Origin of the sequence: Vibrio splendidus, assembly GCF_001557875.1 — a bacterium.
GTDB classification, from domain to species: Bacteria; Pseudomonadota; Gammaproteobacteria; order Enterobacterales; family Vibrionaceae; genus Vibrio; species Vibrio splendidus_F.
Genome location: NZ_LNRF01000007.1, coordinates 203679 through 227223, shown reverse-complemented (window position 1 = coordinate 227223; position 23545 = coordinate 203679). Strand labels below are relative to the sequence as shown.

The 23545-nt window shown below is 45.6% G+C and carries 20 protein-coding genes; 7 read left to right on the top strand and 13 right to left on the bottom strand.

Annotated elements, in window-relative coordinates:
* Positions 1-33 precede the first annotated feature (33 nt).
* Positions 34-4236, top strand: coding sequence for a DNA-directed RNA polymerase subunit beta' (rpoC, locus tag ATB74_RS16900; protein ID WP_017060527.1), 4203 nt, complete (start codon positions 34-36; stop codon positions 4234-4236).
* A 343-nt stretch (positions 4237-4579) separates the two neighbouring features.
* Here the strand turns inward: rpoC and ATB74_RS16895 are convergent, their stop codons facing one another.
* Positions 4580-5077 carry an Rsd/AlgQ family anti-sigma factor gene (locus ATB74_RS16895; protein WP_048605474.1) on the bottom strand — a complete coding sequence of 166 codons (498 nt, stop codon included), beginning with the start codon at positions 5075-5077 and terminating at the stop codon, positions 4580-4582.
* Positions 5078-5242: 165 nt separating this feature from the next.
* Between ATB74_RS16895 and nudC the strand changes: the two genes are divergently transcribed.
* Positions 5243-6052, top strand: a complete 810-nt coding sequence (gene nudC, locus ATB74_RS16890) for an NAD(+) diphosphatase (protein ID WP_061019211.1) — start codon at positions 5243-5245, stop codon at positions 6050-6052.
* A gap of 299 nt (positions 6053-6351) precedes the next feature.
* Positions 6352-7419 (top strand): uroporphyrinogen decarboxylase, encoded by a 1068-nt coding sequence (gene hemE, locus ATB74_RS16885; protein ID WP_017060530.1) that lies wholly within the window; start codon positions 6352-6354, stop codon positions 7417-7419.
* 103 nt (positions 7420-7522) lie between these two features.
* Here hemE and ATB74_RS16880 read toward each other — a convergent pair whose 3' ends face one another.
* Positions 7523-8116, bottom strand: coding sequence for a uracil-DNA glycosylase family protein (locus tag ATB74_RS16880; RefSeq protein ID WP_061019210.1), 594 nt, complete (start codon positions 8114-8116; stop codon positions 7523-7525).
* Positions 8116-9042 carry a D-2-hydroxyacid dehydrogenase gene (locus ATB74_RS16875; RefSeq protein ID WP_061019209.1) on the bottom strand — a complete coding sequence of 309 codons (927 nt, stop codon included), beginning with the start codon at positions 9040-9042 and terminating at the stop codon, positions 8116-8118. Before ATB74_RS16875 ends, ATB74_RS16880 begins: the two co-directional genes overlap by 1 nt.
* Positions 9043-9113: 71 nt before the next feature.
* Here ATB74_RS16875 and ATB74_RS16870 point away from each other — a divergent pair, with 71 nt between their 5' ends.
* Positions 9114-9701, top strand: coding sequence for a YjaG family protein (locus ATB74_RS16870; RefSeq protein ID WP_017062699.1), 588 nt, complete (start codon positions 9114-9116; stop codon positions 9699-9701).
* 80 nt (positions 9702-9781) lie between these two features.
* Here ATB74_RS16870 and ATB74_RS16865 read toward each other — a convergent pair whose 3' ends face one another.
* The gene (locus tag ATB74_RS16865; RefSeq protein ID WP_061019208.1) at positions 9782-10963 is read right to left on the bottom strand and encodes a CNNM domain-containing protein; all 1182 of its coding nucleotides are present in this window, start codon (positions 10961-10963) and stop codon (positions 9782-9784) included.
* A 270-nt stretch (positions 10964-11233) separates the two neighbouring features.
* On the opposite strand from ATB74_RS16865, the gene hupA reads away from it, so the two are divergent.
* Together hupA and ATB74_RS16855 are read left to right on the top strand one after the other, a co-directional pair.
* Complete coding sequence (hupA, locus tag ATB74_RS16860) at positions 11234-11506, top strand: nucleoid-associated protein HU-alpha (RefSeq protein ID WP_004729753.1); 273 nt, start codon at positions 11234-11236, stop codon at positions 11504-11506.
* Between the two features lie 47 nt (positions 11507-11553).
* Positions 11554-12252 carry a DUF1481 domain-containing protein gene (locus ATB74_RS16855; RefSeq protein WP_061019207.1) on the top strand — a complete coding sequence of 233 codons (699 nt, stop codon included), beginning with the start codon at positions 11554-11556 and terminating at the stop codon, positions 12250-12252.
* Positions 12253-12435: 183 nt separating this feature from the next.
* On the opposite strand, the gene purD is transcribed toward ATB74_RS16855, so the two are convergent.
* Both purD and purH read right to left on the bottom strand, forming a co-directional pair.
* Positions 12436-13725, bottom strand: coding sequence for a phosphoribosylamine--glycine ligase (gene purD, locus ATB74_RS16850; RefSeq protein ID WP_061019206.1), 1290 nt, complete (start codon positions 13723-13725; stop codon positions 12436-12438).
* An 85-nt stretch (positions 13726-13810) separates the two neighbouring features.
* Complete coding sequence (purH, locus tag ATB74_RS16845; RefSeq protein ID WP_048605463.1) at positions 13811-15403, bottom strand: bifunctional phosphoribosylaminoimidazolecarboxamide formyltransferase/IMP cyclohydrolase; 1593 nt, start codon at positions 15401-15403, stop codon at positions 13811-13813.
* Between the two features lie 325 nt (positions 15404-15728).
* On the opposite strand from purH, the gene zntR reads away from it, so the two are divergent.
* The gene (zntR, locus tag ATB74_RS16840) at positions 15729-16169 is read left to right on the top strand and encodes a Zn(2+)-responsive transcriptional regulator (protein WP_061019205.1); all 441 of its coding nucleotides are present in this window, start codon (positions 15729-15731) and stop codon (positions 16167-16169) included.
* 88 nt (positions 16170-16257) lie between these two features.
* On the opposite strand, the gene fis is transcribed toward zntR, so the two are convergent.
* The 7 genes from fis to acs all read right to left on the bottom strand — a co-directional run bounded on the left by fis (position 16258) and on the right by acs (position 23352).
* Entirely contained in the window at positions 16258-16554 is a 297-nt protein-coding gene (gene fis, locus ATB74_RS16835; protein WP_004729744.1) for a DNA-binding transcriptional regulator Fis, read from the bottom strand.
* A gap of 23 nt (positions 16555-16577) precedes the next feature.
* Positions 16578-17546 (bottom strand): tRNA dihydrouridine synthase DusB, encoded by a 969-nt coding sequence (gene dusB / locus ATB74_RS16830; RefSeq protein ID WP_032546269.1) that lies wholly within the window; start codon positions 17544-17546, stop codon positions 16578-16580.
* A gap of 140 nt (positions 17547-17686) precedes the next feature.
* Positions 17687-18574 carry a 50S ribosomal protein L11 methyltransferase gene (gene prmA, locus ATB74_RS16825; protein ID WP_017055901.1) on the bottom strand — a complete coding sequence of 296 codons (888 nt, stop codon included), beginning with the start codon at positions 18572-18574 and terminating at the stop codon, positions 17687-17689.
* A 170-nt stretch (positions 18575-18744) separates the two neighbouring features.
* Positions 18745-20088 carry an acetyl-CoA carboxylase biotin carboxylase subunit gene (accC, locus tag ATB74_RS16820; RefSeq protein ID WP_017062706.1) on the bottom strand — a complete coding sequence of 448 codons (1344 nt, stop codon included), beginning with the start codon at positions 20086-20088 and terminating at the stop codon, positions 18745-18747.
* A gap of 15 nt (positions 20089-20103) precedes the next feature.
* Positions 20104-20556 (bottom strand): acetyl-CoA carboxylase biotin carboxyl carrier protein, encoded by a 453-nt coding sequence (accB, locus tag ATB74_RS16815; RefSeq protein WP_061019204.1) that lies wholly within the window; start codon positions 20554-20556, stop codon positions 20104-20106.
* A 74-nt stretch (positions 20557-20630) separates the two neighbouring features.
* Positions 20631-21080 (bottom strand): type II 3-dehydroquinate dehydratase, encoded by a 450-nt coding sequence (gene aroQ / locus ATB74_RS16810; RefSeq protein ID WP_061019203.1) that lies wholly within the window; start codon positions 21078-21080, stop codon positions 20631-20633.
* Between the two features lie 322 nt (positions 21081-21402).
* Complete coding sequence (gene acs, locus ATB74_RS16805) at positions 21403-23352, bottom strand: acetate--CoA ligase (RefSeq protein WP_009844693.1); 1950 nt, start codon at positions 23350-23352, stop codon at positions 21403-21405.
* Positions 23353-23545: the final 193 nt, after the last annotated feature.

Genomic DNA, 23545 nt, shown 5'->3' with positions numbered 1-23545 from the left:
GTGAGCTCCTTTAACTCCTTACAGGAGCTGAATGTGAAAGACTTATTAAACTTTCTAAAAGCACAGCATAAGACCGAAGAATTTGATGCAATCAAAATCGGTCTATCTTCACCAGACATGATCCGTTCATGGTCTTTTGGTGAAGTTAAAAAGCCGGAAACAATTAACTATCGTACGTTCAAACCTGAACGTGATGGTCTGTTCTGTGCACGTATTTTTGGTCCAGTTAAAGACTACGAATGTCTTTGTGGCAAATACAAGCGCCTGAAGCACCGTGGTGTTATCTGTGAGAAGTGTGGCGTTGAAGTTACACAAACTAAAGTTCGTCGTGACCGCATGGGCCACATCGAGCTAGCTTCACCAGTTGCTCACATCTGGTTCCTAAAATCACTGCCGTCTCGTATCGGTCTACTAATGGATATCCCTCTACGTGATATCGAACGTGTTCTTTACTTCGAGATGTACGTAGTAACTGAACCAGGTATGACTGATCTAGAAAAATCTCAGATGCTTACTGAAGAAGAGTATCTGGATCGTCTAGAAGAGTGGGGTGACGAATTCACTGCTAAGATGGGTGCTGAAGCGATCAAAGATCTGCTTGCAACAATGGACCTTCATCAAGAAGTGGAAGAAATGCGCGAAGAGTTAGAAACAACTAACTCAGAAACTAAGCGTAAAAAAGTTACTAAGCGCCTGAAGCTAGTTGAAGCGTTCATTGCATCGGGTAACGATCCGCAATGGATGATTCTGACTGTACTTCCGGTTCTGCCGCCAGATCTACGTCCTCTAGTACCACTAGATGGCGGTCGTTTTGCGACTTCAGATCTGAACGACCTTTACCGTCGTGTGATCAACCGTAACAACCGTTTGAAGCGTCTTCTAGAGCTAGCTGCTCCGGACATCATCGTACGTAACGAAAAGCGTATGCTGCAAGAGTCTGTTGATGCACTTCTAGATAACGGTCGTCGTGGTCGTGCTATCACTGGTTCTAACAAGCGTCCTCTGAAATCTCTTGCTGATATGATCAAGGGTAAACAAGGTCGTTTCCGTCAGAACCTTCTAGGTAAACGTGTAGACTACTCTGGCCGTTCTGTAATCACAGTAGGTCCATACCTTCGTCTACATCAGTGTGGTCTTCCTAAGAAGATGGCACTTGAGCTATTTAAGCCGTTCATCTACAGCAAGCTAGAAACTCGTGGCATGGCTACGACAATCAAAGCTGCTAAGAAGATGGTAGAGCGCGAAGAAGCTATCGTTTGGGATATCCTAGACGAAGTAATCCGCGAACACCCAGTACTGCTTAACCGTGCACCTACACTTCACCGTCTAGGTATCCAAGCGTTTGAACCAGTACTAATCGAAGGTAAAGCGATTCAGCTTCACCCACTAGTGTGTGCGGCATACAACGCCGACTTCGATGGTGACCAAATGGCGGTACACGTGCCTCTAACTCTAGAAGCACAGCTTGAAGCACGTACACTGATGATGTCGACGAATAACATTCTGTCGCCAGCGTCAGGTGATCCGATCATCGTACCTTCTCAGGACGTTGTATTGGGTCTTTACTACATGACACGTGACAAGATCAACGTGAAAGGCGAAGGTATGTACCTTGCTGGCCCTGCTGAGGCTGAAAAGGCATACCGTACTAAGACTGCTGAGCTACACGCTCGCGTTAAAGTACGTATCACCGAGACTGTAGTAGACGAAGATGGTAACAGCACTACTGAAACGAAGATGGTTGATACAACTGTCGGCCGTGCAATGCTATGGCAAATCGTTCCAGCTGGCCTACCGTACAGCATCGTTAACCAAAAGTTAGGTAAGAAGCAGATCTCTACTCTTCTTAACGAGTGTTACCGTAAGCTTGGTCTAAAAGATACAGTAGTATTTGCTGACCAAATCATGTACGCAGGTTTTGCATACGCTGCACTTTCTGGTGTTTCTGTAGGTATCGACGATATGGTTGTACCTCAAGCGAAATACGATGAAATTGAATCTGCTGAAGAAGAAGTTCGCGAAATCCAAGAGCAATTCCAATCTGGTCTTGTTACTGCGGGTGAGCGTTACAACAAAGTTATCGATATCTGGGCATCTACGAATGACCGCGTTGCGAAAGCAATGATGGATAACCTATCTTCTGAAACAGTTATCAACCGTGACGGCGAAGAAGAACAGCAAGAATCGTTCAACAGCATCTACATGATGGCCGACTCGGGCGCACGTGGTTCTGCAGCTCAGATTCGTCAGCTAGCAGGTATGCGTGGTCTGATGGCGCGTCCAGATGGTTCAATCATCGAAACGCCGATCACAGCGAACTTTAAAGAAGGTCTAAACGTCCTTCAGTACTTTATCTCAACGCACGGTGCTCGTAAGGGTCTTGCGGATACAGCACTGAAAACAGCAAACTCGGGTTACCTAACTCGTCGTCTAGTAGACGTTGCTCAAGACGTTGTAGTACACGAACATGACTGTGGCACGCATGAAGGTATCGACATGATGCCTCACATCGAAGGTGGTGACGTTAAAGTTGCACTTTCTGAGCTTGCTCTTGGTCGTGTAGTAGCTGAAGACGTTCTTAAGCCTGGTACTGAAGATGTACTGATTCCACGTAATACTCTGATTGATGAGAAGTGGTGTCAAATCATGGAAGACAACTCAGTAGATAGCATGAAAGTGCGCTCTGTTGTTACCTGTGATGCAGACTTCGGTTGTTGTGCACAGTGTTACGGTCGTGACCTAGCACGTGGTCACCTAGTGAACCAAGGTGAAGCAGTTGGTGTTATCGCTGCACAATCTATCGGTGAACCGGGTACACAGCTAACGATGCGTACGTTCCACATCGGTGGTGCGGCATCTACTGCAGCAGCAGAGAACAGCATCCAAGCTAAGACAACTGGTACTGTGAAACTTCACAATGCTAAGTTCGTAGTTAACAAAGATAAGAAACTGGTTATCACTTCTCGTGCATCTGAGATGACGATTATTGACGAATTCGGCCGTACTAAAGAGAAGCACAAACTTCCTTACGGTTCGATGCTAACCAAAGGCGACAACGCAGCAGTTACTGCTGGTGAAGTTGTAGCTAACTGGGAAGCGCATACCATGCCAATCATCACTGAAGTGGCAGGTCGTATCCAATTCGTAGATATGATCGATGGTATTACAGTTTCTCGTCAAACAGACGATCTAACTGGTCTTTCTTCAAGTGAAGTTACAGACGCAGCAGCTCGCCCAGCAGCAGGTAAAGATATGCGTCCAGCTATCAAACTTGTTGATGAGCAAGGTAACGACGTAATGATCCCTGGTACTGATATGCCAGCTCACTACTTCCTACCTGGCAAAGCGATTGTAAACATCGAAGATGGCGCTGAAGTTGGCATCGGTGACACACTATCTCGTATCCCTCAAAAATCGAGCGGAAACAAAGATATCACCGGTGGTCTACCACGCGTAGCTGACCTATTCGAAGCTCGTAAGCCGAAAGAGCCTGCGATCCTTGCTGAGCACACAGGTACTGTGTCTTTCGGTAAAGAAACGAAAGGTAAGCGTCGTCTAGTAATCACTCGTGAAGGCGGTGACGCTTACGAAGAGATGATTCCTAAGCATCGTCAATTGAACGTGTTCGAAGGTGAGAAGATTGAACGTGGTGATGTAATCGCCGACGGTCCTGAAACTCCACACGATATCCTGCGTCTACGTGGTATCCACGCAGTAACTCAGTACATCGCGAACGAAGTTCAAGAAGTTTACCGCTTACAAGGCGTAAAGATTAACGATAAGCACATCGAGACTATCGTTCGTCAAATGCTACGTAAGTGTACAATCACTCATTCTGGTGACTCTCCGTTCCTACCTGGCGAACAAGTTGAGTACCACAATGTTAAGATTGCTAACCGTAAGCTAGAAGCTGAAGGTAAAGAACTAGTACGTTTCGAACGAGACCTACTAGGTATTACTAAAGCATCTCTTGCAACTGAGTCATTCATCTCAGCTGCATCGTTCCAAGAAACGACTCGCGTACTAACAGAAGCTGCGGTTTCTGGTAAGCGTGATGACCTTCGCGGTCTGAAAGAGAACGTAATTGTTGGTCGTCTGATCCCAGCTGGTACTGGTTTCGCATACCACCAAGAGCGTCAAAAGCAACGTGAAGAAGAGCAAGAAGGTCCTTCAGCTGAACAAGCTACTGACAATCTAGCAGCACTTCTAAACGCTGGTTTCTCTTCAGAAGAGTAAGCTCTACGAGTAGTCTCTAAGAGATAAGAAAAAGGCACCTTCGGGTGCCTTTTTTGTATCTGGCGTATTGGTGTTTAACGAGGGCCTATCGTTCAGAATCTGATGGGTCTGCTTGATTACTTGGCTGGTGGACTTAGTCGCGAGTACTTTCTCGAAGGCATTTTTGGGTGTATACAGGAAGAGCGTGAGGATGAAACTGGTGACAAGTGTTACGTCTGGTTGTCGCAAAACATCTGAGTAGGGACGAACCAATAGGCTCTGGTAGAAGAGTTGGATGTTTTAGGTAACGCTACAGACAAAACAAAAAGCTTGCACTGAGGCAAGCTTAGAAGATGTTAACCCATTAAGCTCCTGGTGGAACCGCTAGGCTGTCGGCAATTTGTTGTATCAGCTGGTCTTCAACCGCAAACCTTGCCTCAAGAATCTCACCAACGAGTGATAGCTCACTATCAAAGCTTTCTAATGTATCGGTCGCTTCAATGGCAGCGTATTTATCGGTGAAGTTGAGCAGTGGATCTGTGGTAAGAACGATATGACCATAAGATTGGTTGATTTCGTCTGTTGCTTTGAAGCCAGTCGACTGCCATTTGTCCATCACCATGTCATAGATTTTGAAATGACCTTCGGAGATGTAATCAACAAGATGTTGGCTGAATTTTTGGAGCTCTTCTGGAGAAGGCAGTTCGGTGATTGCAGTTGCTTTCGACGATGAAGGCTGTAGAGCGGCAAGCTTACAATACTCAACGATTAGAGACTGTCGAGTTTCGAGCCAATGATCGATGACCTCATTAGAGCCACCCCATTGTTCTTGTATTTGTTTGAATTTATTTAGCATGACCATGTCCTCATGATCTGATCACAACCTTGTGATCAAGTAATTGCCTAAGCAGGGTCCGTTTTATTGGTAGCTACTAAAAGTAATAGCTTGAAATATTCTCGGCTACAACTCTAGTATGAAATTAGATTGCCAGTAAAATGAACGAACTGCAAGCAATGAGGCATAGGGATGTTAAAAAAAAGTGATAACAAAATGACAGAGCAAGCTTATTGGTGCGTCGTTTCTGGTAGTGATATTTGGGTTAATAATGATCAGTTTCCATTTGGCTCTGCTGAAGAGCTTGGGCTGAGTGTTGAGCATGCAATCTGTATTGGTCAGCATCAAGGTCGTAAGGTGTATTGGCTCAACGATTGTGATGTCGAGAATGAGCTGAGCATGGTCAGCTTAAGAGAGTTACTGCACTGGCCTGAAGCGAGTTTCTTGACTGCAAGCAAAGCCATCCAATATGGGCATATGACTCAAAGTATGCGTTTTTGCCCTCAGTGTGGTGGTCGAAATCATCTCAACCATAACCAGGTGGCGATGCAGTGTGGAGATTGCCGCACACTTCATTACCCTCGTATCTTCCCGTGCATCATTGTCGCCGTACGAAACGACCACAAGATATTGCTTGCACAGCACCCAAGACATAAAACAGGTATGTATACCGTGATAGCGGGCTTCCTAGAGGTTGGAGAAACCCTAGAGAAGTGTGTGGCAAGAGAAGTCAAAGAAGAAACGGGTATCGATGTCGATAATATTCGTTACTTTGGCAGCCAGCCGTGGGCGTTTCCATCGAGTATGATGATGGGCTTCCTCGCAGATTATGCTGGTGGTACGCTTAAGCCTGACTACAGTGAGCTATCGGATGCCCAATGGTTTGACGTAACCAGCCTGCCTGATGTTGCTCCTGTTGGAACCATTGCGAGACAGTTGATTGAGAAAACTGTTGATGACGTGATAAAAGATGGTGTGACGGAGCAGATGCTAGAGCACTAATTTACCTGTAATAGTATTTGGCCTATGGGTGGTCAAAAGCTAAAAAAAACCCTCCACAAGTGGAGGGGGTAAGTAAGATGTCGTTATGAGATGCTGAGTAGTGACTACTCAGATGTTATAATTGTAATTTTCGCTAGCGAACAAATTTTTAACATGCTCCCGCAATTGGGTGCAAATTAAGCATTGATTTAAAAGTTAATAACTTGATCTAGGTTGCAAAGCACACAGCTTTTACCCTTCAATCAGTGTTAGAATACTTGCCATCAAAACTAGACAAGATTGAATTGGAATTTAACGGAATGACCGAATTAAAAAACGATCGCTATTTACGCGCACTTTTAAAACAGCCTGTTGATTACACACCGGTATGGATGATGCGCCAAGCTGGCCGCTATCTTCCTGAGTACAAAGCAACGCGCGCTGAAGCGGGCGACTTCATGTCTTTGTGTAAAAACGCGGAACTGGCATCAGAAGTAACACTTCAACCTTTACGTCGTTTCCCGCTTGATGCGGCAATCTTGTTCTCAGACATCCTAACTATCCCTGATGCAATGGGCTTAGGTTTGTACTTTGAAACAGGTGAAGGTCCTAAGTTTGAGCGTCCTATCACGTGTAAAGCTGACGTAGAGAAGATTGGTCTACCTGATCCAGAAGGTGAGCTTCAATACGTTATGAATGCCGTTCGTCAGATCCGTAAAGATCTGAAAGGCGAAGTGCCACTGATTGGTTTCTCTGGTAGTCCATGGACTCTAGCGACATACATGGTTGAAGGTGGAAGCTCTAAAGCATTCACTAAGATCAAGAAGATGATGTACGCAGAACCACAAACGCTGCACCTGCTTCTAGACAAGCTGGCTGACAGTGTTATCGAATACTTGAACGCGCAAATTAAAGCGGGTGCTCAATCGGTAATGGTATTTGATACATGGGGTGGTGTACTGACTCCTCGTGACTACAACCTATTCTCACTGCAATACATGCACAAAATCGTTGATGGCCTAATCCGTGAAAACGAAGGTCGTCGAGTACCGGTTACTCTGTTCACTAAGAACGGCGGCATGTGGCTTGAGTCTATCGCAGCAACAGGTTGTGATGCGGTTGGTCTAGACTGGACAATCAACATCGCAGATGCAAAAGCTCGCATCGGCGACAAAGTTGCTCTGCAAGGTAACATGGATCCTTCAATGCTTTACGCTCAGCCTGAACGTATTCGTGAAGAAGTGGGCAGCATCCTTGAAGGCTTCGGCGACGGTGGTACAGGTCATGTATTTAACCTAGGCCACGGTATCCACTTAGATGTACCGCCAGAGAACGCTGGTGTATTCGTTGACGCTGTTCACGAATTATCTAAGCCTTACCATAAGTAATTCTGAGTAAGATTATTGAAAGCGCTGTTGGGAAACCAACGGCGCTTTTTTATTGCCTGAAATTGGCATTTGATGGCGGTTTAATCTTGTTGTGTGCAGTTAATTAGGCATTTGGATCATGGTAGGCCAAATGCTTAGAGATGTGTTTCCTGATATAAGGAATGACTTCACTTTCGAACCAAGGGTTCTTCTTGAGCCAGATATTATTGCGTGGTGAAGGGTGGGGTAATGGCAAAAACTCAGGCGCCCAAGCCTGCCAGTTTTTGACTGTCTCGGTCAGTGTTTTGGTCGTTCTATCCTTCAAATAATGGTTTTGTGCGTACTGGCCAATCAGCAATGTCATTTGAATATTGGGTAGAGATTGCAGCACTTTGTTATGCCAAAGCTCCGCACACTCTTTGCGAGGTGGCAGATCGCCACTCTTTCCTTTGCCTGGGTAGCAGAACCCCATAGGTACAATCGCGACCTTTTGTTCGTCATAAAAAATATCGCTGTTTATCCCTAACCATTCTCTTAATCGTTCGCCACTGGCGTCATTCCAAGGGATCGACGACTCATGCACCTTGATACCCGGCGCTTGACCTATGATCAGCAAACGCGCATTTGGGTGTGCTTGAATTACTGGGTTGGCACCGTGTGATAGGTGAGGTTCACAAGCTCGGCATTGTCGAATCTCTTTAAGTAACGAAGAGGGCATCAGTAACCTTTATCAAAATCGATGACATGATTAAGTGTAAAGCCATCTCGCCATTGTTGGTAATTCTCTGCGAAGATCTCGACCACTTGTCTTGGCTCACTGAGTGCAGCGATGTGCGGAGTGATGGTGACTTGCGGTAGTTTCCAGAAAGGGTGTTCTTGCGAGAGGGGTTCACTTTCAAACACATCTAAAAATGCGTGTTCTACCCATCTGTTTTTTATGGCGAGCAACAAGGCTTTATTGTCGATGCTCTCTCCTCGACCGACATTAAACAGCAACACATTAGAGCAGTAGCCTAACGTGGTTTGGTTCAACAGCTGATAGGTTTCAGCGGTTGATGGCAAGGTGTTGACCACAATATCGGCCTGCTTGAGGGCAGCCTCTATTTCATTGATGTGGAACGTCTCTTTAAAGGTTTCTTGTTTGGATGGGATGCCGGTACGGTTGACACCTATGGTATGAATACCAAAAGCGGCCGCGGTTTTTGCTAAATGACTTCCGATTGAACCTGTTCCTAAAATCACCATAGTTTTGTCAGTTAGGCTAGTATAAAACTGTGGCTGCCAGTTTCGTTGTTGTTGGTGCTGGTGGTAATGAGGAAAGTGTCTACAGTGACTGATTGTGTAGCCCAACACGTATTCTGCGATAGCCGGGCCAAAGATGCCTTTGACGTTGGTTAGTGTATAGTCCTGACGCAGGTCTGGCTGAGTGAGTTTATTGATTCCAGCATAGGTACTCTGTACCCAGTCTAGCTCTTTAAACTCGCCAAGGCGCTCTGCGATTAGAGGCGGTGACGCCAAGACAATCTGTGCTGATTCGGGGTTTTGAGTGATTTCTAGGTCGGGTAAATCCTGGTTTAGAATCAGTTGCGTATAGGTATCGTCATGCTCAGTAAGAATATAGAGCTTATTCGTAAAATTGTTCATCGGCTTACCTTTTCCCCCCAGGGTTTATCAAGTACACTTTCGCTGTCTTTTTCTGCAATTATTGAGTGACTATGCTTCAGAATCCACTGCAGGTTCGTCTTGAAAAGTTAGAACCTTGGCAACAAATTACCTTTATGGCGTGTCTATGTGAGCGTATGTACCCTAACTATGCCATGTTTTGTGAGAATACAGAATTTGCGGAAGCTCGAATCTATCGTGATGTTTTGGATAGTATTTGGGAAATCCTGACGGTTAAAACAGCAAAGGTGAACTTTGAGCGTCAACTTGAGAAGGTTGAAGAACTATTCCCTAGCGGTGATGATTTTGATTTTTATGGTGTTTACCCAGCAATGGACGCATGCCAAGGCCTAGCAACGCTAATTCATGGCCTGCTTGACCGTGAACATATGTTGGAAGCGGTAATTAAAGTGAGTCAACAATCGGTGAAGACGGTTGCTGAGCTTGAGTTTGCTCAAGGCGCTGAAGAAGTGACCAACGAAAACCAGAAAGAAAACGAAGCGGTATGTGAAGAGTGGGACGTTCAGTGGGCCATTTTCCGACCTCTACGTGAAACGACTGAGCGTGACTTAGAGCTTATCAAAGACCTACGCCACGAACTGCGTGAAGACCCAGTCAGTAACATTGGTGTTGCGCTATAATTCGCAATTGCACCAAGGTATGAATAAAAACAAAGGCTCCCTAGGGAGCCTTTGTTGTATCTGACGGTATCAAATTTAGATTAAGTGTCTTTTTTGTCTTCGTTCTGCGCTTTGTCTTTTGATGCCTTATCTTTTGAGGCGTCGTCGTCATCCGTTGATTTTGCGTCTGAGGCATCGTTGTCTGTTGGAGTTTCTTCCTCTAGCTCGTCCTCTTCATCGCGGTTTTCGATAACACCGTGTGTCTCTTTCCACTTCTCCCAGCGTTGAAACGCCAGTTCTTGCATGTCGGTGGTTTTATCCGCTTCGTCGACGATCTCTTCACCTACAAGGTGCTCAAAGATATCTTCTAAGGTGATGATGCCCTGAATAGTGCCGTATTCGTCCACAACTAAAGACAGTTGCAGGCGGTTTGCCATCATCTGGTCAAAGGCCTTAGCCAAGCCCATGTTGTTCAGCAACACGTGGATAGGGCGCATTACTTCACCCAGAGCTTTTTCACCACAACCGGCTTGCTGCAATCTAAACAGCTCTAGGCGGTGAACAAAACCTATGATGTTGTCACTCTGCTCACTGTAAACCAACGGACGTGAGAATGGCGTGTCTTTATGTTGCTCTAGGAACGTATTCACACTCATTTCCGCATCAACACGGAATACCACTGGGCGCGGCGTCATTACCTGAGTCACGGGTACATCTTGAATACCCAGTAGGTTGCTCAGGATTTTTGATTCGCCTTCTGCAAACTCGCCACTCTCTTTTGCCAAGATCGCCATTGCAGATAACTCATCACGCATTTTTGGTGCTTGGTGGCCACGAGCAAGACGTTTGGTGATCTGTTCTGAGAACCATACAAACGGTGTTAGGAAGAACACCATCCAACGAAGCACGCTTGCCGAAGCAGGAGCAAGTTGACGCCAGTAGGTTGCACCAATGGTCTTTGGAACAATCTCAGACAATACCAAGATACCCAGCGTTAGCACGGCAGAGAAGACACCTAACCATTGGCTACCAAAAACGACAGCCGCTTGTGCACCTGCTGTCGCAGCACCGATAGTATGCGCGATGGTGTTGAGCGTTAAAATTGACGCAAGCGGGCGGTCAATATCTGTTTTCAGTTTGTCTAAAGACTCTGCTGCAGGGTGCCCATTTTGTTTTAGTTGAGCAATGTAGCTCGGACTAATACTCAAAAGTACAGCTTCCAAAACAGAACAAATGAAAGAAACTCCAATAGCAATGGAGACGTAAATAGTTAGCAGCAGCATGTTTGCCCTTAAATTAAATTGTACGCTTTAGCAGCGATTCAGCGTGGATTATAGTGAAAAAGTAGTGGCTAGGTCATCATTAATTTTGCTCTCAGCCCCTTTTAAACAAGGGCTTGCTTAATAAAATCAGTAACAAATTGTGAGTTATTACTCATATTATGGCTAAAACTACGGCATTAGAGCTAAAGATCGACGACAAACCTTTGCCAGATGGGGCATTTATGTTTTAGAGTGAATTGAATTCAAAAATACAAAGAAGGGAAACCTAAAATGAACAAGACTCAATTAATCGACTTTATTGCTGAAAAAGCGGACCTTTCTAAAGCACAAGCTAAAGCTGCTCTAGAAGCGACTCTTGGCGGTGTTACAGATGCTCTTAAAGATGGCGATCAAGTTCAGCTAATTGGTTTTGGTACTTTTAAAGTAAACCACCGTGCAGCTCGCACTGGTCGTAACCCAAAAACTGGTGATGAGATCCAAATCGCTGCTGCAAATGTTCCAGCATTTGTTGCAGGTAAAGCGCTGAAAGATTCAGTGAAATAATCTAAACTGTACCGAGGTAGTCGTATTCCACCTCGGTACAGGTTTTTATGAAAAAAGCATTTCTTCTCGTTTCACTATTATCTACATTTCTTATTGGCTGTTCTTCAACAAGCCCTCGCAAAAACCTAGAGCAATTTGAAACTCACACCGGCGGCCAAGTCATGGGCGACGCGACAAGTTTCTACTGGGTTACAAACAAGCTCACACAACCTCATACTTCAGCTGACTACGTCACTGTCGGCGATTACGGCTGGTACCAAACTGACTATGCTTGGTCAGAAGGCGTGCTTCGTGAATTTATTCGTGAAGGCGAGCAGCGTAACTCTTCTAATGAGCTGGTTCCTTATCGTGTCCATGTTCGTTTTAATAAGTCAGGCGAAGCTGTGTATCAACAGTATCGTATTGATAGCAAAATCTTACCTATTCAAGCCAAGCAGCTCGAAAACTACCAGAAAGAAGCTAAGTCGGTTCTAGAGACTACGTTGAAGCAGAATGACGAAGGGCTCAGACTGGTTCAGGGTTACTGGGATGGCAGCTCTTTTAAAACGTGCGCTGGTGGTGAATTTGATCGCATTGAATTTAACCAGACCTTACCAAGCTTCGTGATCGACCGATTGGCATCAGTGGAAAGCTATGCGGCGTTTCTTGGTAGTGATTCACTGGGTAAGATGAGCGTTGAAGAGTTACTGATGCTGGCTGAAGACAGCCATGATTGTGTCGTTAGGCCATCATTGTTGAAAGAATAGCGAGTAATCAAAGGGTTGAGAGCATTTGGCTTACTGTAGGCCAAGTGCTAATTTGTCTGTACAGGTACAGATTCTTAGTAGAGATTGAGTAATAAAAAAGGCGCCTATCGAGGCGCCTTTTGCTGTTATTCGGTTACTGTCATTTGCTTACTCTTATGGAAAGTAAGCGAGTAACAAGATTGATTACTGCTCTTGCTCGCGCGCAATCGCACGGTAACCAATGTCATTGCGGTGGAACATACCATTCCAGCTAACTTGCTTCGTCAACGCGTAAGCGCGCTCTTGAGCTTCAGAAACAGTGTTACCCAGTGCCGTTGCACAAAGTACGCGACCACCGTTTGTCACCACATCGCCAGCTTCGTTATTTGTCGTACCCGCGTGGAAAACCTTTTGGCCTTCAACTTCGCTTGTTGGTAGTGAAATAACGTCACCTTTTGCGTAGTCAGCAGGGTAACCGCCAGCCGCAAGAACAACACCGATAGAAGCGCGTGGATCCCACTTTGATTCTGCTTCGTCTAGTTTCTCGTCGATAGCCATTAGGCAAAGCTCAACAAGGTCTGACTCCATACGCATCATGATAGGTTGCGTTTCTGGATCGCCGAAGCGGCAGTTGTATTCGATAACTTTAGGTGTGCCGTCAGCATCGATCATTAGGCCAGCGTAAAGGAAGCCCGTGTAAGGTGCCCCTTCTGCGTCCATACCACGTACCGTTGGGTAGATAACTTCCTCAAGGATACGGTTGTGGATTTCAGGCGTTACAACTGGAGCTGGAGAATAAGCACCCATACCGCCAGTATTAGGACCTGTGTCTTTGTCACCAACACGTTTGTGATCTTGGCTGGTGGCCATAGGAAGCACGCTAGAGCCGTCAACCATTACGATGAAGCTTGCTTCTTCGCCTTCAAGGAACTCTTCGATAACCACGCGGCTGCCAGCTTCGCCAAATACGTTGCCTGCTAGCATGTCTTTGATTGCGTCTTCAGCCTCTTCAAGAGTCATCGCAACGATAACGCCTTTACCTGCCGCAAGACCGTCTGCTTTTACTACGATTGGAGCGCCTTGCTCACGGACGTAAGCGATAGCTGGCTCAATCTCAGTGAAGTTTGCGTAGTAACCCGTTGGGATGTCATGACGAGCTAGGAAGTCTTTAGTGAATGCTTTTGAACCTTCAAGCTGTGCTGCTGCTTGAGTTGGACCAAAGATAGGAAGACCTACTTCGCGGAATGCGTCAACTACACCAATAACTAATGGCGCTTCAGGGCCAACGATAGTCAGTTCGATTTTTTTCTCTTGAGCAAACGCTACTAAACCAGCAATGTCTTCAACGCCGATGTTTACGTTCTCAAGTTTTGGCTCAAGTGCAGTACCTGCGTTACCTGGAGCGATGAATACCGTTTCAACATTTGGGTTTTGTGCTGCTTTCCAACCCAAAGCATGTTCTCTACCGCCAGCACCGATGATTAATACGTTCATGTTTCAATCCTTAAGTCTTTAATTCTTAAAAGCCCCTCAAAGTTGAGAGGCTTGATAATTACTAATCGTTTAGATAAACAGGAAATTAGTGGCGGAAGTGACGCATGCCCGTAAAGATCATCGCCATGCCGTGTTCGTCTGCTGCTGCGATAACTTCGTCATCACGCATAGAGCCGCCCGGTTGGATAACACACTTGATGCCCGCTTCTGCTGCCGCGTCGATACCGTCACGGAATGGGAAGAATGCATCTGATGCCATCACACAACCTTCAACCTGTAGACCTTCGTCTGCCGCCTTGATGCCTGCGATTTTCGCAGAGTAAACGCGGCTCATTTGGCCGGCGCCAACACCAATTGTCATGTCACCTTTCGAGTAAACGATAGCGTTAGATTTAACGTACTTCGCTACTTTCCAGCAGAATAGAGCATCTTTTAGTTCTTCAGCTGTAGGTTGGCGTTTAGAAACCACTTTAAGGTCATCTTCAGACACCATGCCTTGGTCGCGGTCTTGAACTAGCAAACCACCGTTAACGCGTTTCACGTCAAAGCCGGTTGTCTTCGTTGTCCACTCGCCACACTCAAGTAGACGAAGGTTTTTCTTAGCCGCTACGATTTCTACTGCTTCAGCAGAAACAGAAGGTGCAATGATAACTTCAACGAATTGACGCTCAGTGATAGCCGTTGCTGTTGCAGCGTCTAGCTCACGGTTGAAAGCAATGATGCCGCCAAATGCAGACGTTGGGTCTGTTTTGAATGCACGGTCGTAAGCTTCTAGGATGTCTTCACCTAGTGCAACACCACATGGGTTAGCGTGCTTAACGATCACACATGCTGGCTGGTCGAACTCTTTCACACACTCAAGTGCTGCGTCAGTGTCAGCGATGTTGTTGTAAGAAAGGGCTTTACCTTGAATTTGGCGAGCAGTAGATACTGACGCTTCTTCAGGGTTTGCTTCAACGTAGAATGCGGCTGCTTGGTGGCTGTTCTCACCGTAGCGCATGTCTTGTTTTTTCTCGAACTGTTGGTTGAATGTGCGAGGGAATTTAGACTCTTCGTCACCTTCTTTGTTCTCACCGTATGATGGAACCATAGTGCCGAAGTAGTTTGCAATCATGCCGTCGTAAGAAGCGGTGTGTTCGAATGCTGCGATAGCGAGGTCGAAGCGAGTCTCTAGCGTTAGAGATTGCTCGTTCGCGTCCATTTCAGCCACAACACGCTCGTAGTCGTGTGCGTTAACAACGATAGTCACGTCTTTGTGGTTTTTCGCTGCAGAGCGAACCATTGTAGGACCGCCGATGTCGATGTTCTCAACAGCGTCAGCAAGGGTACAACCTTCTTTAGCAACGGTTTCTGCGAATGGGTATAGGTTTACAACAACCATATCGATAGGGTTGATACCGTGAGTTTCCATCACGTCATCATCTTGACCACGACGGCCTAGAACACCACCATGAACTTTTGGGTGCAGAGTCTTAACACGGCCATCCATCATTTCTGGGAAACCAGTGTAGTCAGATACTTCTGTAACAGAGATGCCTTTTTCAGCAAGCAGGCGAGCAGTGCCACCGGTAGATAGGATATCTACACCACGGTTAGCAAGAGCTTGTGCAAATTCAACGATACCAGTTTTGTCTGATACGCTGATTAGAGCGCGGCGAATTGGACGAGCGTTATTCATGCTTCCATCTTCCTCAAATTCATGGGGTTAAAATAAAGATATTTGCCAAAAAAGAACTTGTCTCTATCTTCTTAGCGTGGATTATCTTAGATACCAGTAAGAGATAAAATATTGGCCAGTTTTGGTAAAGACCTTTTGGGTCAGTCTTATGATTAAGCTATAAGATAACCAACTCCAAATTTGATGGCGCAGATTCTAACTAATTTATTACAAAAAAGCTCGCGCAATCGTTTGGCATCTCAAAATTAATTATGAAAAGTGCCGTTTCAGCCTGAAAAGTAACGATAAGGTTAATTGTGGAATGGACGAAACAGTAGGAAAAAACATGTTTCAGATCGGTGAATTAGCGAAACGATGCGGTGTGACAGCCGATACCTTGCGATTTTATGAGAAGAATAACCTGATCGCGCCAGCCAGTCGCAGTGAGTCGGGTTATCGCTTATATGATGAAAATAACCAGAAACAGGTGACGTTTATTCTTAAATCTAAAGCGTTGGGACTGAGTTTGGACGAGATTAAAGAATTGCTTGAGATTCGCCTCGAGGCTACACAGCACAGTTGCGCTGAAGTGAAGTCGATTACCTCAGCAAAGCTAGAGATGATTGATGAGAAGATTACCGAATTAACTAAGATTCGCACCGCACTTAAAAAGATTAATGATGCGTGTTGTGGCCATGTAGACGACGATGCAAGCCATTGTTCGATTCTGGCAGCCTTGGATTCTGCAAACGTCGACAAAGGGCGCTGTTGTCGCTCTGGGGAGTAGTCAGCCACGAGCAGGGTTATACAAGCCAAAAAAAAGCCAAACTCAAAAATGAGCTTGGCTTTCAATTCAATAAATTACGAAAGAATGATTAGTTCATGCCGTATTTTTTAAGTTTCTTGCGAAGAGTACCGCGGTTAATACCCATCATGGTTGCTGCGCGAGTTTGGTTACCGCGAGTGTACTGCATGATAGTGTCTAGTAGTGGCTGTTCAACTTCAGCTAATACTAATTCGTATAACTCGCTGACTTCTTGACCGTTTAATTGAGCAAGGTAATTTTTCAATGATGCTTTAACTGAGTCACGTAGTGGCTTCTGCGTGATTTGGTCTTGTGATGTAACTGTAGTTACTGTCAATGCTTCTGAAGTCAGATTTTGTTCGAACATATTCGGTCTAGCTCTTCTCGTAATTATGGTGCAACGTTATCAAAAAAACCTTCTAGCGCTTCAAGCTGCAGATCACCTGCTTCGAATGCGTTGAAGGTACGGCGAAACTCACTCGCTTGTTCATGTTCTTTTAGATACCAACCCACATGCTTACGAGCGATGCGAGGGCCTAAAAACTCTCCATAAAATTCATGTAGAGCGTGCACATGACCAAGCATGATGTCTTTCACTTCCGAAATCGGGAGTGGGTCCATCGTGGTGCCGTTTTCCAAATAGTGTAGGATTTCGTTAAAAATCCAAGGACGTCCTTGGGCAGGTCGACCTATCATTAAAGCATCAGCGCCGGTGTACTCCAGCACAAACTTCGCTTTTTCCGGACTATCGATATCACCGTTAGCGATAACCGGAATAGATACTGCTTGTTTCGCTGCTTTAATGTGTTTGTATTCTGCCTCACCTTTGTACATACAAGCGCGAGTTCTTCCATGGAGCGCAAGAGCTTGTATGCCGCAGTCTTCGGCTATTTTCGCGATTTGGACACAGTTTCTATTGTCTGTATCCCAGCCTGTGCGCGTTTTCAACGTTACTGGAACGTCGACAGCGTTTACCACCGCTTTCAGAATGTCTTCAATGAGTTCTGGATGCTGCAGTAAGGCTGAGCCCGCAAGCTTCTTGTTCACTTTTTTGGCTGGACAACCCATGTTGATATCGATGATTTGCGCACCGTTATCGACATTAAATTGAGCAGCCTCGGCCATAAGCTGTGGATCTGCACCAGCGATTTGTACTGAACGAATGCCCGATTCGCCTTCATGTACCATACGCTGCTGAGACTTTGACGTTTTCCAAACTTTCGGATTGGAGGACATCATTTCACTGACTGCCATCCCCGCACCGTAGCGAAGACACAACTCACGGAATGGTCTATCCGTTACGCCAGCCATAGGAGCGACGATTAGATTGTTCTTAAGTTGATAATTTCCGATTTTCAAAAATGTCATCACAGTTCTGTACCAGCAAGGGCGCGCATTTTACGCATTTTTTCGCTGCGTGAAAAGACTAATATTTGAGCATTTACAATTTGTTTTTGTAATTTGTTTAAATTTCAGTCAATTAGCGACCAAAGTCTTGTCTAGCCTTGCTTGCGACCTGAGATTCGACACCATTCTTGTTGCTCAATGATCGGATCAATGTGAAGCTCATCACGATAATAAGTCGCAACATCTTCTGCTTGTGTATCTAAAACACCCGACATCGCAAGTACACCATTTGGCTTAACTAGGCCTTTGATGATGCCAGAAAGGTCGCGTAATGGACCCGCAAGAATGTTGGCAACAACAACGTCTGCTAGCAAACCTTCCGGTTGATCTTGTGGTAAGAACACCTCTAGTTGCTCAGCAACGCCATTGCGTTGTGCGTTGTCTTTTGATGCAAGCAGAGCTTGAGGATCAATATCGATCCCGATAACTTTTGCCGCGCCTAGTTTGATCGCAGCGATCGCTAGGATGCCTGAGCCACAACCGAAGTCGATCACGGTTTTGCCTGCAAGGTCTAAGCCTTCAAGCCACTCAAGACACAATGCCGTTGTCGGGTGAGTACCTGTACCAAATGCAAGGCCTGGGTCTAGCATTACGTTGACAGCGTCAGGTTCAGGGATATCGCGCCAGCTAGGGCAGATCCATAAACGCTCACCAAACTTCATTGGGTGGAAGTTGTCCATCCATTCACGTTCCCAATCCTTGTCTTCAATTTGCTCTACTTTATGAGCAAAGTCTGCAGGGAACATGTTGCTTGCTTTAATCTGCGCTAGAACGACACCAGTATCAGTCTCAGCGTCGTAAAGCGCGAGAATGTCAGTATCACCCCAAAGGCGAGTTTCGCCCGGCAGAGGCTCAAATACAGGGGTATCTTGTGCATCCAGGAAAGTTACAGAAAGAGCACCAGTCTCTTCCATTAACATGTCGCCGATTTGTTCGGCATTTTCATTGGTAGCATTAAGCTTGATTTGAATCCAAGGCATGGCTGCATCTTCTATATGAGAAAAATTGGATGGCGAGTCTAGCAGAAAATATGAGCAAATTCACCAAAACCCCACGGAATATAATGGGGATTAAAGATTGATTTTTTCGGCGGCTCAAAAACAAAAATGCTCACCGAAGTGAGCATTTTGACTGTTCTTAAACGAACGGGTTATGACAAACCAAGTTTCTTCTCAAGGTAGTGGATGTTTGCACCACCGTGTTGGAAGTTTTCGTCGTTCATAATAGACAGTTGAAGCTCAGTATTAACGTTAATACCTTCAACAATCATTTCACCCAATGCGTTCTTCATACGAGCGATAGCAACATCACGGTTCTCACCGTAAGTGATCAGCTTACCAATCATTGAATCGTAGTGTGGTGGCACTGTGTAACCCGTGTAGATGTGAGATTCCCAACGTACGCCCATGCCGCCTGGTGCGTGGAAACGTTCAATCTTACCTGGAGAAGGTAGGAAACGAACTGGATCTTCAGCATTGATACGACATTCAATTGAGTGGCCGCGCAGCTTAATATCATCCTGAGTGAATGATAGAGGCTGACCAGCTGCAATACGTAGCTGTTCTTTCACTAGGTCGATACCCGTTACCATTTCAGTAATCGTGTGTTCAACCTGGATACGAGTGTTCATTTCGATGAAGTAGAACTCACCGTTCTCGTATAGGAATTCAAATGTACCTGCACCGCGGTAACCGATCTCAATACATGCACGAGTACAGCGTTCGCCGATGTACTTACGCATCTCTTCAGTGATACCTGGAGCTGGCGCTTCTTCCACAACTTTCTGGTGACGACGCTGCATAGAACAGTCACGCTCACCTAGGTGGATAGCATTGCCTTGACCATCTGCAAGCACTTGTACTTCAATGTGACGTGGGTTTTCTAGGAATTTCTCCATGTAAACCATGTCGTTGTTGAAACATGCTTTTGCTTCAGCGCGAGTCATCGCGATAGCTTCTGTTAGTTCTGCTTCAGAACGAACAACACGCATACCACGGCCGCCGCCGCCGCCAGATGCCTTGATGATAACTGGGAAGCCAATGCGCTTAGCGTGCGCTTTGTTTTTCGCTTCGTCGTCGTCAAGAGGACCGTCAGAACCTGGTACACAAGGTACGCCAGCTTTCTTCATTGATGTGATAGCTGACACTTTGTCACCCATCATGCGAATGGTTTCAGCTTTAGGGCCAACAAAGATAAAGCCACTGCGCTCTACCTGTTCTGCAAAGTCTGCATTTTCAGATAGGAAGCCATAGCCAGGGTGGACAGCTACTGCACCTGTAACTTCAGCTGCGCTGATGATACGAGGGATGTTTAGGTAGCTATCGATACCACGAGCTGGACCGATACAAATGGTTTCGTCTGCAAGCAGTACGTGCTTAAGATCACGGTCAGCAGTTGAGTGAACCGCTACCGTTTTAATGCCAAGCTCTTTACATGCACGCAGAATACGTAGTGCAATTTCACCACGGTTCGCGATTACTAATTTATCTAACATAATGAGTGCTCTCTATTATTCGATAATTACTAGAGCTTGGTCGAATTCTACTGGTTGACCGTCTTCAACTAGGATAGCTGTTACAACACCAGATTTATCAGCTTCGATTTGGTTCATCATTTTCATTGCTTCAACGATACATAGAGTTTCGCCAGCAGTTACAGATTGACCAACTTTAACGAATGGTTTTGCGTCTGGGCTTGGAGCGCCGTAGAAAGTACCAACCATTGGAGAAAGAACTTGGTGACCAGCTGGAACTGCAGGAGCCGCTGCTTCTGCTACAGGTGCCGCCGCAGGAGCTGCTGCCGCTGCTACAGGAGCTGGAGCTGCTGCATATTGAACAGGTGCTACAGGTGCAGTGCTGTTACGACTGATTCGTACTGACTCTTCACCTTCAGAGATTTCTAGCTCAGAAATACCAGACTCTTCAACCAATTCGATTAGCTTTTTGATTTTGCGAATATCCATTGTTTCTTTCTCTTTATCTGTTAATTGAACTTACTCTTTGACTGAGTAGGTTAGTAATAGTTCGTTGTTTATGTTTACTTTGAGTTGAGCTTGCTGAGCGCAGCGGTCAAAGCAAATTGATAACCTTGGGCACCTAAGCCACAAATCACACCTTCTGCTTTATCAGATAGGTAAGAGTGGTGACGGAATGGTTCACGTGCGTGAACATTCGATAGGTGAACCTCAATAAAGGGGATTGCAACTCCAAGTAGTGCATCACGCAGTGCCACACTGGTATGTGTAAAGGCTGCTGGGTTGATAATAATAAAATCAACACTTTGATATGCACTATGGATAGCTTCAATCAGTTCATACTCACGATTTGACTGTAAGTGAGATAGCTCAACATCGTGTGCTTTCGCTTGCTCGGTCAGTGAGCTAATAATCTGGTCAAGTGTTTGAGAACCGTAGTGTGCAGGCTCTCTAAGGCCTAACAGGTTAAGGTTTGGGCCATTTAAAACTAGAATGCGAAACTTTGTAGACATCGTGGGGCTATCTTCCTTTATCGTGTTTACGAACGTGAATGTTGCCATTTTATTGAAAATTTGCGGTTAATTTCCAGTGAGAAAAACCCAAATTTAAAAATTAGAACCAGATTATAGCTAATTCAGCGCAAATCGCAGCAATTTACTGGTCTAATCTCCTATTGATACAGTGTGGAATTGTTACCAACTTAACAAAAAAGCGTCATAACCTTAATTCTGTCGAGGATATTTGAGATCAAGATCAGCCATAAAAAAACCGCCACATAGGTGACGGTTTAGGTAAGGTCTGTTTTAAACAGTAATTTAGAGTGTGGCTGATTGCTTATGCCAATTCGGCTTTCTCGGCAATTAGCTTATCAACCACACTTGGGTCGGCCAGTGTCGAGGTATCACCTAGGTTACCTGTATCTCCGGTAGCAATCTTACGCAGGATACGACGCATGATTTTACCGGAACGAGTTTTTGGTAATGAGTCAGTCCAGTGCAGTACGTCTGGCGTTGCAATTGGGCCAATCTCTTTACGTACCCAGTCTTTCACTTCTTTATGAAGCTCTGCGGTTGGGAACTCACCATCATTCAGCGTGATGTACGCGTAAATTGCTTGGCCTTTAATATCATGAGGGATACCCACAATCGCGGCCTCTGCAATCTTATCGAACGCTACTAGAGCCGATTCAATTTCAGCAGTACCCATACGGTGACCAGAGACGTTAAGTACGTCATCAACACGGCCTGTAATCCAGTAGTAACCGTCTTCATCACGACGAGCGCCATCACTGGTGAAGTACATGCCTTTAAAGGTCGAGAAGTAAGTCTGTTCGAAGCGGTCATGATCGCCATGAACGGTACGCATTTGGCCTGGCCAAGAATCTAGAATCACTAGGTTGCCGTCTGTTGCACCCTCAATGATATTACCCATGTTATCAACTAACGCCGGTTGCACACCGAAGAATGGACGAGTTGCAGAGCCGGGTTTGAGGTCTGTTGCGCCTGGTAGCGGTGCAATCAAGATACCACCCGTTTCTGTTTGCCACCATGTATCAACAATTGGAGACTGCTCATTACCGATTGTCTTGTAGTACCACTCCCACGCCTCTGGGTTGATAGGTTCACCCACTGAGCCCATGATTCTTAGGCTGTCACGAGAGGTGCCTTCAACGGCTTCATTGCCTTTCGCCATCAATGCACGAATAGCAGTTGGCGCAGTATAAAGAATATTAACTTGGTGCTTATCGACCACTTCACTCATGCGGCTGGTGTTCGGGTAATTTGGCACGCCTTCAAACAAAATAGTTTTTGCACCATTAGCTAGTGGCCCATAAACAAGGTATGTGTGACCCGTAATCCAACCCACATCCGCTGTACACCAGAAAGTCTCGCCTTCTTGATAGTCGAATACGTATTTGAATGTCATCGCTGCATAAACAAGGTAGCCACCAGTGGTGTGCATAACCCCCTTAGGTTTACCTGTTGAGCCTGACGTATAAAGGATGAATAGTGGATCTTCTGCATTCATCTCTTCTGGTGGGCAATCTGCAGATACATTAGCAATAGCATCGTGCCACCACACATCACGGTGTTCATGCCAAGCAACATCGCCACCAGTACGTTTGAATACCACAACCTTCTCGATGTTCTTAACTTCAGGGTTAGTCAGAGCTTCATCGACGTTTTTCTTCAGTGGAACCGCACGGCCGCCACGCACGCCTTCATCGGCAGTGATAACGACTTTAGAATTTGAATCGATAATACGACCAGACAGTGCTTCTGGTGAGAAACCACCAAATACTACCGTGTGCACCGCACCGATACGGGTACATGCCAGCATTGCTACTGCTGCTTCTGGCACCATCGGCATGTATAAACAAACCACATCACCTTTGCGTACGCCTTGCTCTTTCAGAGCGTTTGAAAACAGGCACACTTCTTTATGTAGTTCATTAAAAGTTAGAGTTTTATCATCAGCTGGGTCATCGCCTTCCCAGATGATAGCGACTTCATCACCGCGCTCAGCAAGGTGGCGGTCGATACAGTTAGCCGAAACGTTAAGCGTGCCATCTTCAAACCAGCGAATATCAATATGGCCAGGGTCGAAAGAGGTATTTTTCACTTGTGTGAAAGGCTTGATCCAATCAACGATTTTTCCGTGTTCACCCCAAAAGCCTTCAGGGTCAGAAACAGATTGCTGGTACATGGCTAGGTAAGTGTCATTATCCGCGTGTGTGGTTGATTTAATATTTTCTTTTACCGGATAAACGTGGGCTTCACTCATTGCATCTCTCCTTGTGCCTACATTCCTAATGAACTGGCAACTTCCTTTGTGTTCAGTTTCTAGGTCTATTACAGAACCGTCTTTGTATTATCACTCTCGGCTAGGACGGCGACTTCCACAATTAGACTTTAGGATGAGACGCTGCTTTTCACTTACAAAATAGCGAGTTAAGTTCATTTTTGAGATGTTGCTC

Excerpts from the sequence above, each read along its gene's own strand:
- ATB74_RS16895 (WP_048605474.1), bottom strand. The coding sequence starts at position 5,077 with ATGGTCATGCTAAATAAATTCAAACAAATACAAGAACAATGGGGTGGC.
- nudC (WP_061019211.1), top strand. The coding sequence starts at position 5,243 with ATGTTAAAAAAAAGTGATAACAAAATGACAGAGCAAGCTTATTGGTGC.
- hemE (WP_017060530.1), top strand. The coding sequence starts at position 6,352 with ATGACCGAATTAAAAAACGATCGCTATTTACGCGCACTTTTAAAACAG.
- ATB74_RS16880 (WP_061019210.1), bottom strand. The coding sequence starts at position 8,116 with ATGCCCTCTTCGTTACTTAAAGAGATTCGACAATGCCGAGCTTGTGAA.
- ATB74_RS16875 (WP_061019209.1), bottom strand. The coding sequence starts at position 9,042 with ATGAACAATTTTACGAATAAGCTCTATATTCTTACTGAGCATGACGAT.
- ATB74_RS16870 (WP_017062699.1), top strand. The coding sequence starts at position 9,114 with ATGCTTCAGAATCCACTGCAGGTTCGTCTTGAAAAGTTAGAACCTTGG.
- ATB74_RS16865 (WP_061019208.1), bottom strand. The coding sequence starts at position 10,963 with ATGCTGCTGCTAACTATTTACGTCTCCATTGCTATTGGAGTTTCTTTC.
- hupA (WP_004729753.1), top strand. The coding sequence starts at position 11,234 with ATGAACAAGACTCAATTAATCGACTTTATTGCTGAAAAAGCGGACCTT.
- ATB74_RS16855 (WP_061019207.1), top strand. The coding sequence starts at position 11,554 with ATGAAAAAAGCATTTCTTCTCGTTTCACTATTATCTACATTTCTTATT.
- purD (WP_061019206.1), bottom strand. The coding sequence starts at position 13,725 with ATGAACGTATTAATCATCGGTGCTGGCGGTAGAGAACATGCTTTGGGT.
- purH (WP_048605463.1), bottom strand. The coding sequence starts at position 15,403 with ATGAATAACGCTCGTCCAATTCGCCGCGCTCTAATCAGCGTATCAGAC.
- zntR (WP_061019205.1), top strand. The coding sequence starts at position 15,729 with ATGTTTCAGATCGGTGAATTAGCGAAACGATGCGGTGTGACAGCCGAT.
- fis (WP_004729744.1), bottom strand. The coding sequence starts at position 16,554 with ATGTTCGAACAAAATCTGACTTCAGAAGCATTGACAGTAACTACAGTT.
- prmA (WP_017055901.1), bottom strand. The coding sequence starts at position 18,574 with ATGCCTTGGATTCAAATCAAGCTTAATGCTACCAATGAAAATGCCGAA.
- accC (WP_017062706.1), bottom strand. The coding sequence starts at position 20,088 with ATGTTAGATAAATTAGTAATCGCGAACCGTGGTGAAATTGCACTACGT.
- accB (WP_061019204.1), bottom strand. The coding sequence starts at position 20,556 with ATGGATATTCGCAAAATCAAAAAGCTAATCGAATTGGTTGAAGAGTCT.
- aroQ (WP_061019203.1), bottom strand. The coding sequence starts at position 21,080 with ATGTCTACAAAGTTTCGCATTCTAGTTTTAAATGGCCCAAACCTTAAC.
- acs (WP_009844693.1), bottom strand. The coding sequence starts at position 23,352 with ATGAGTGAAGCCCACGTTTATCCGGTAAAAGAAAATATTAAATCAACC.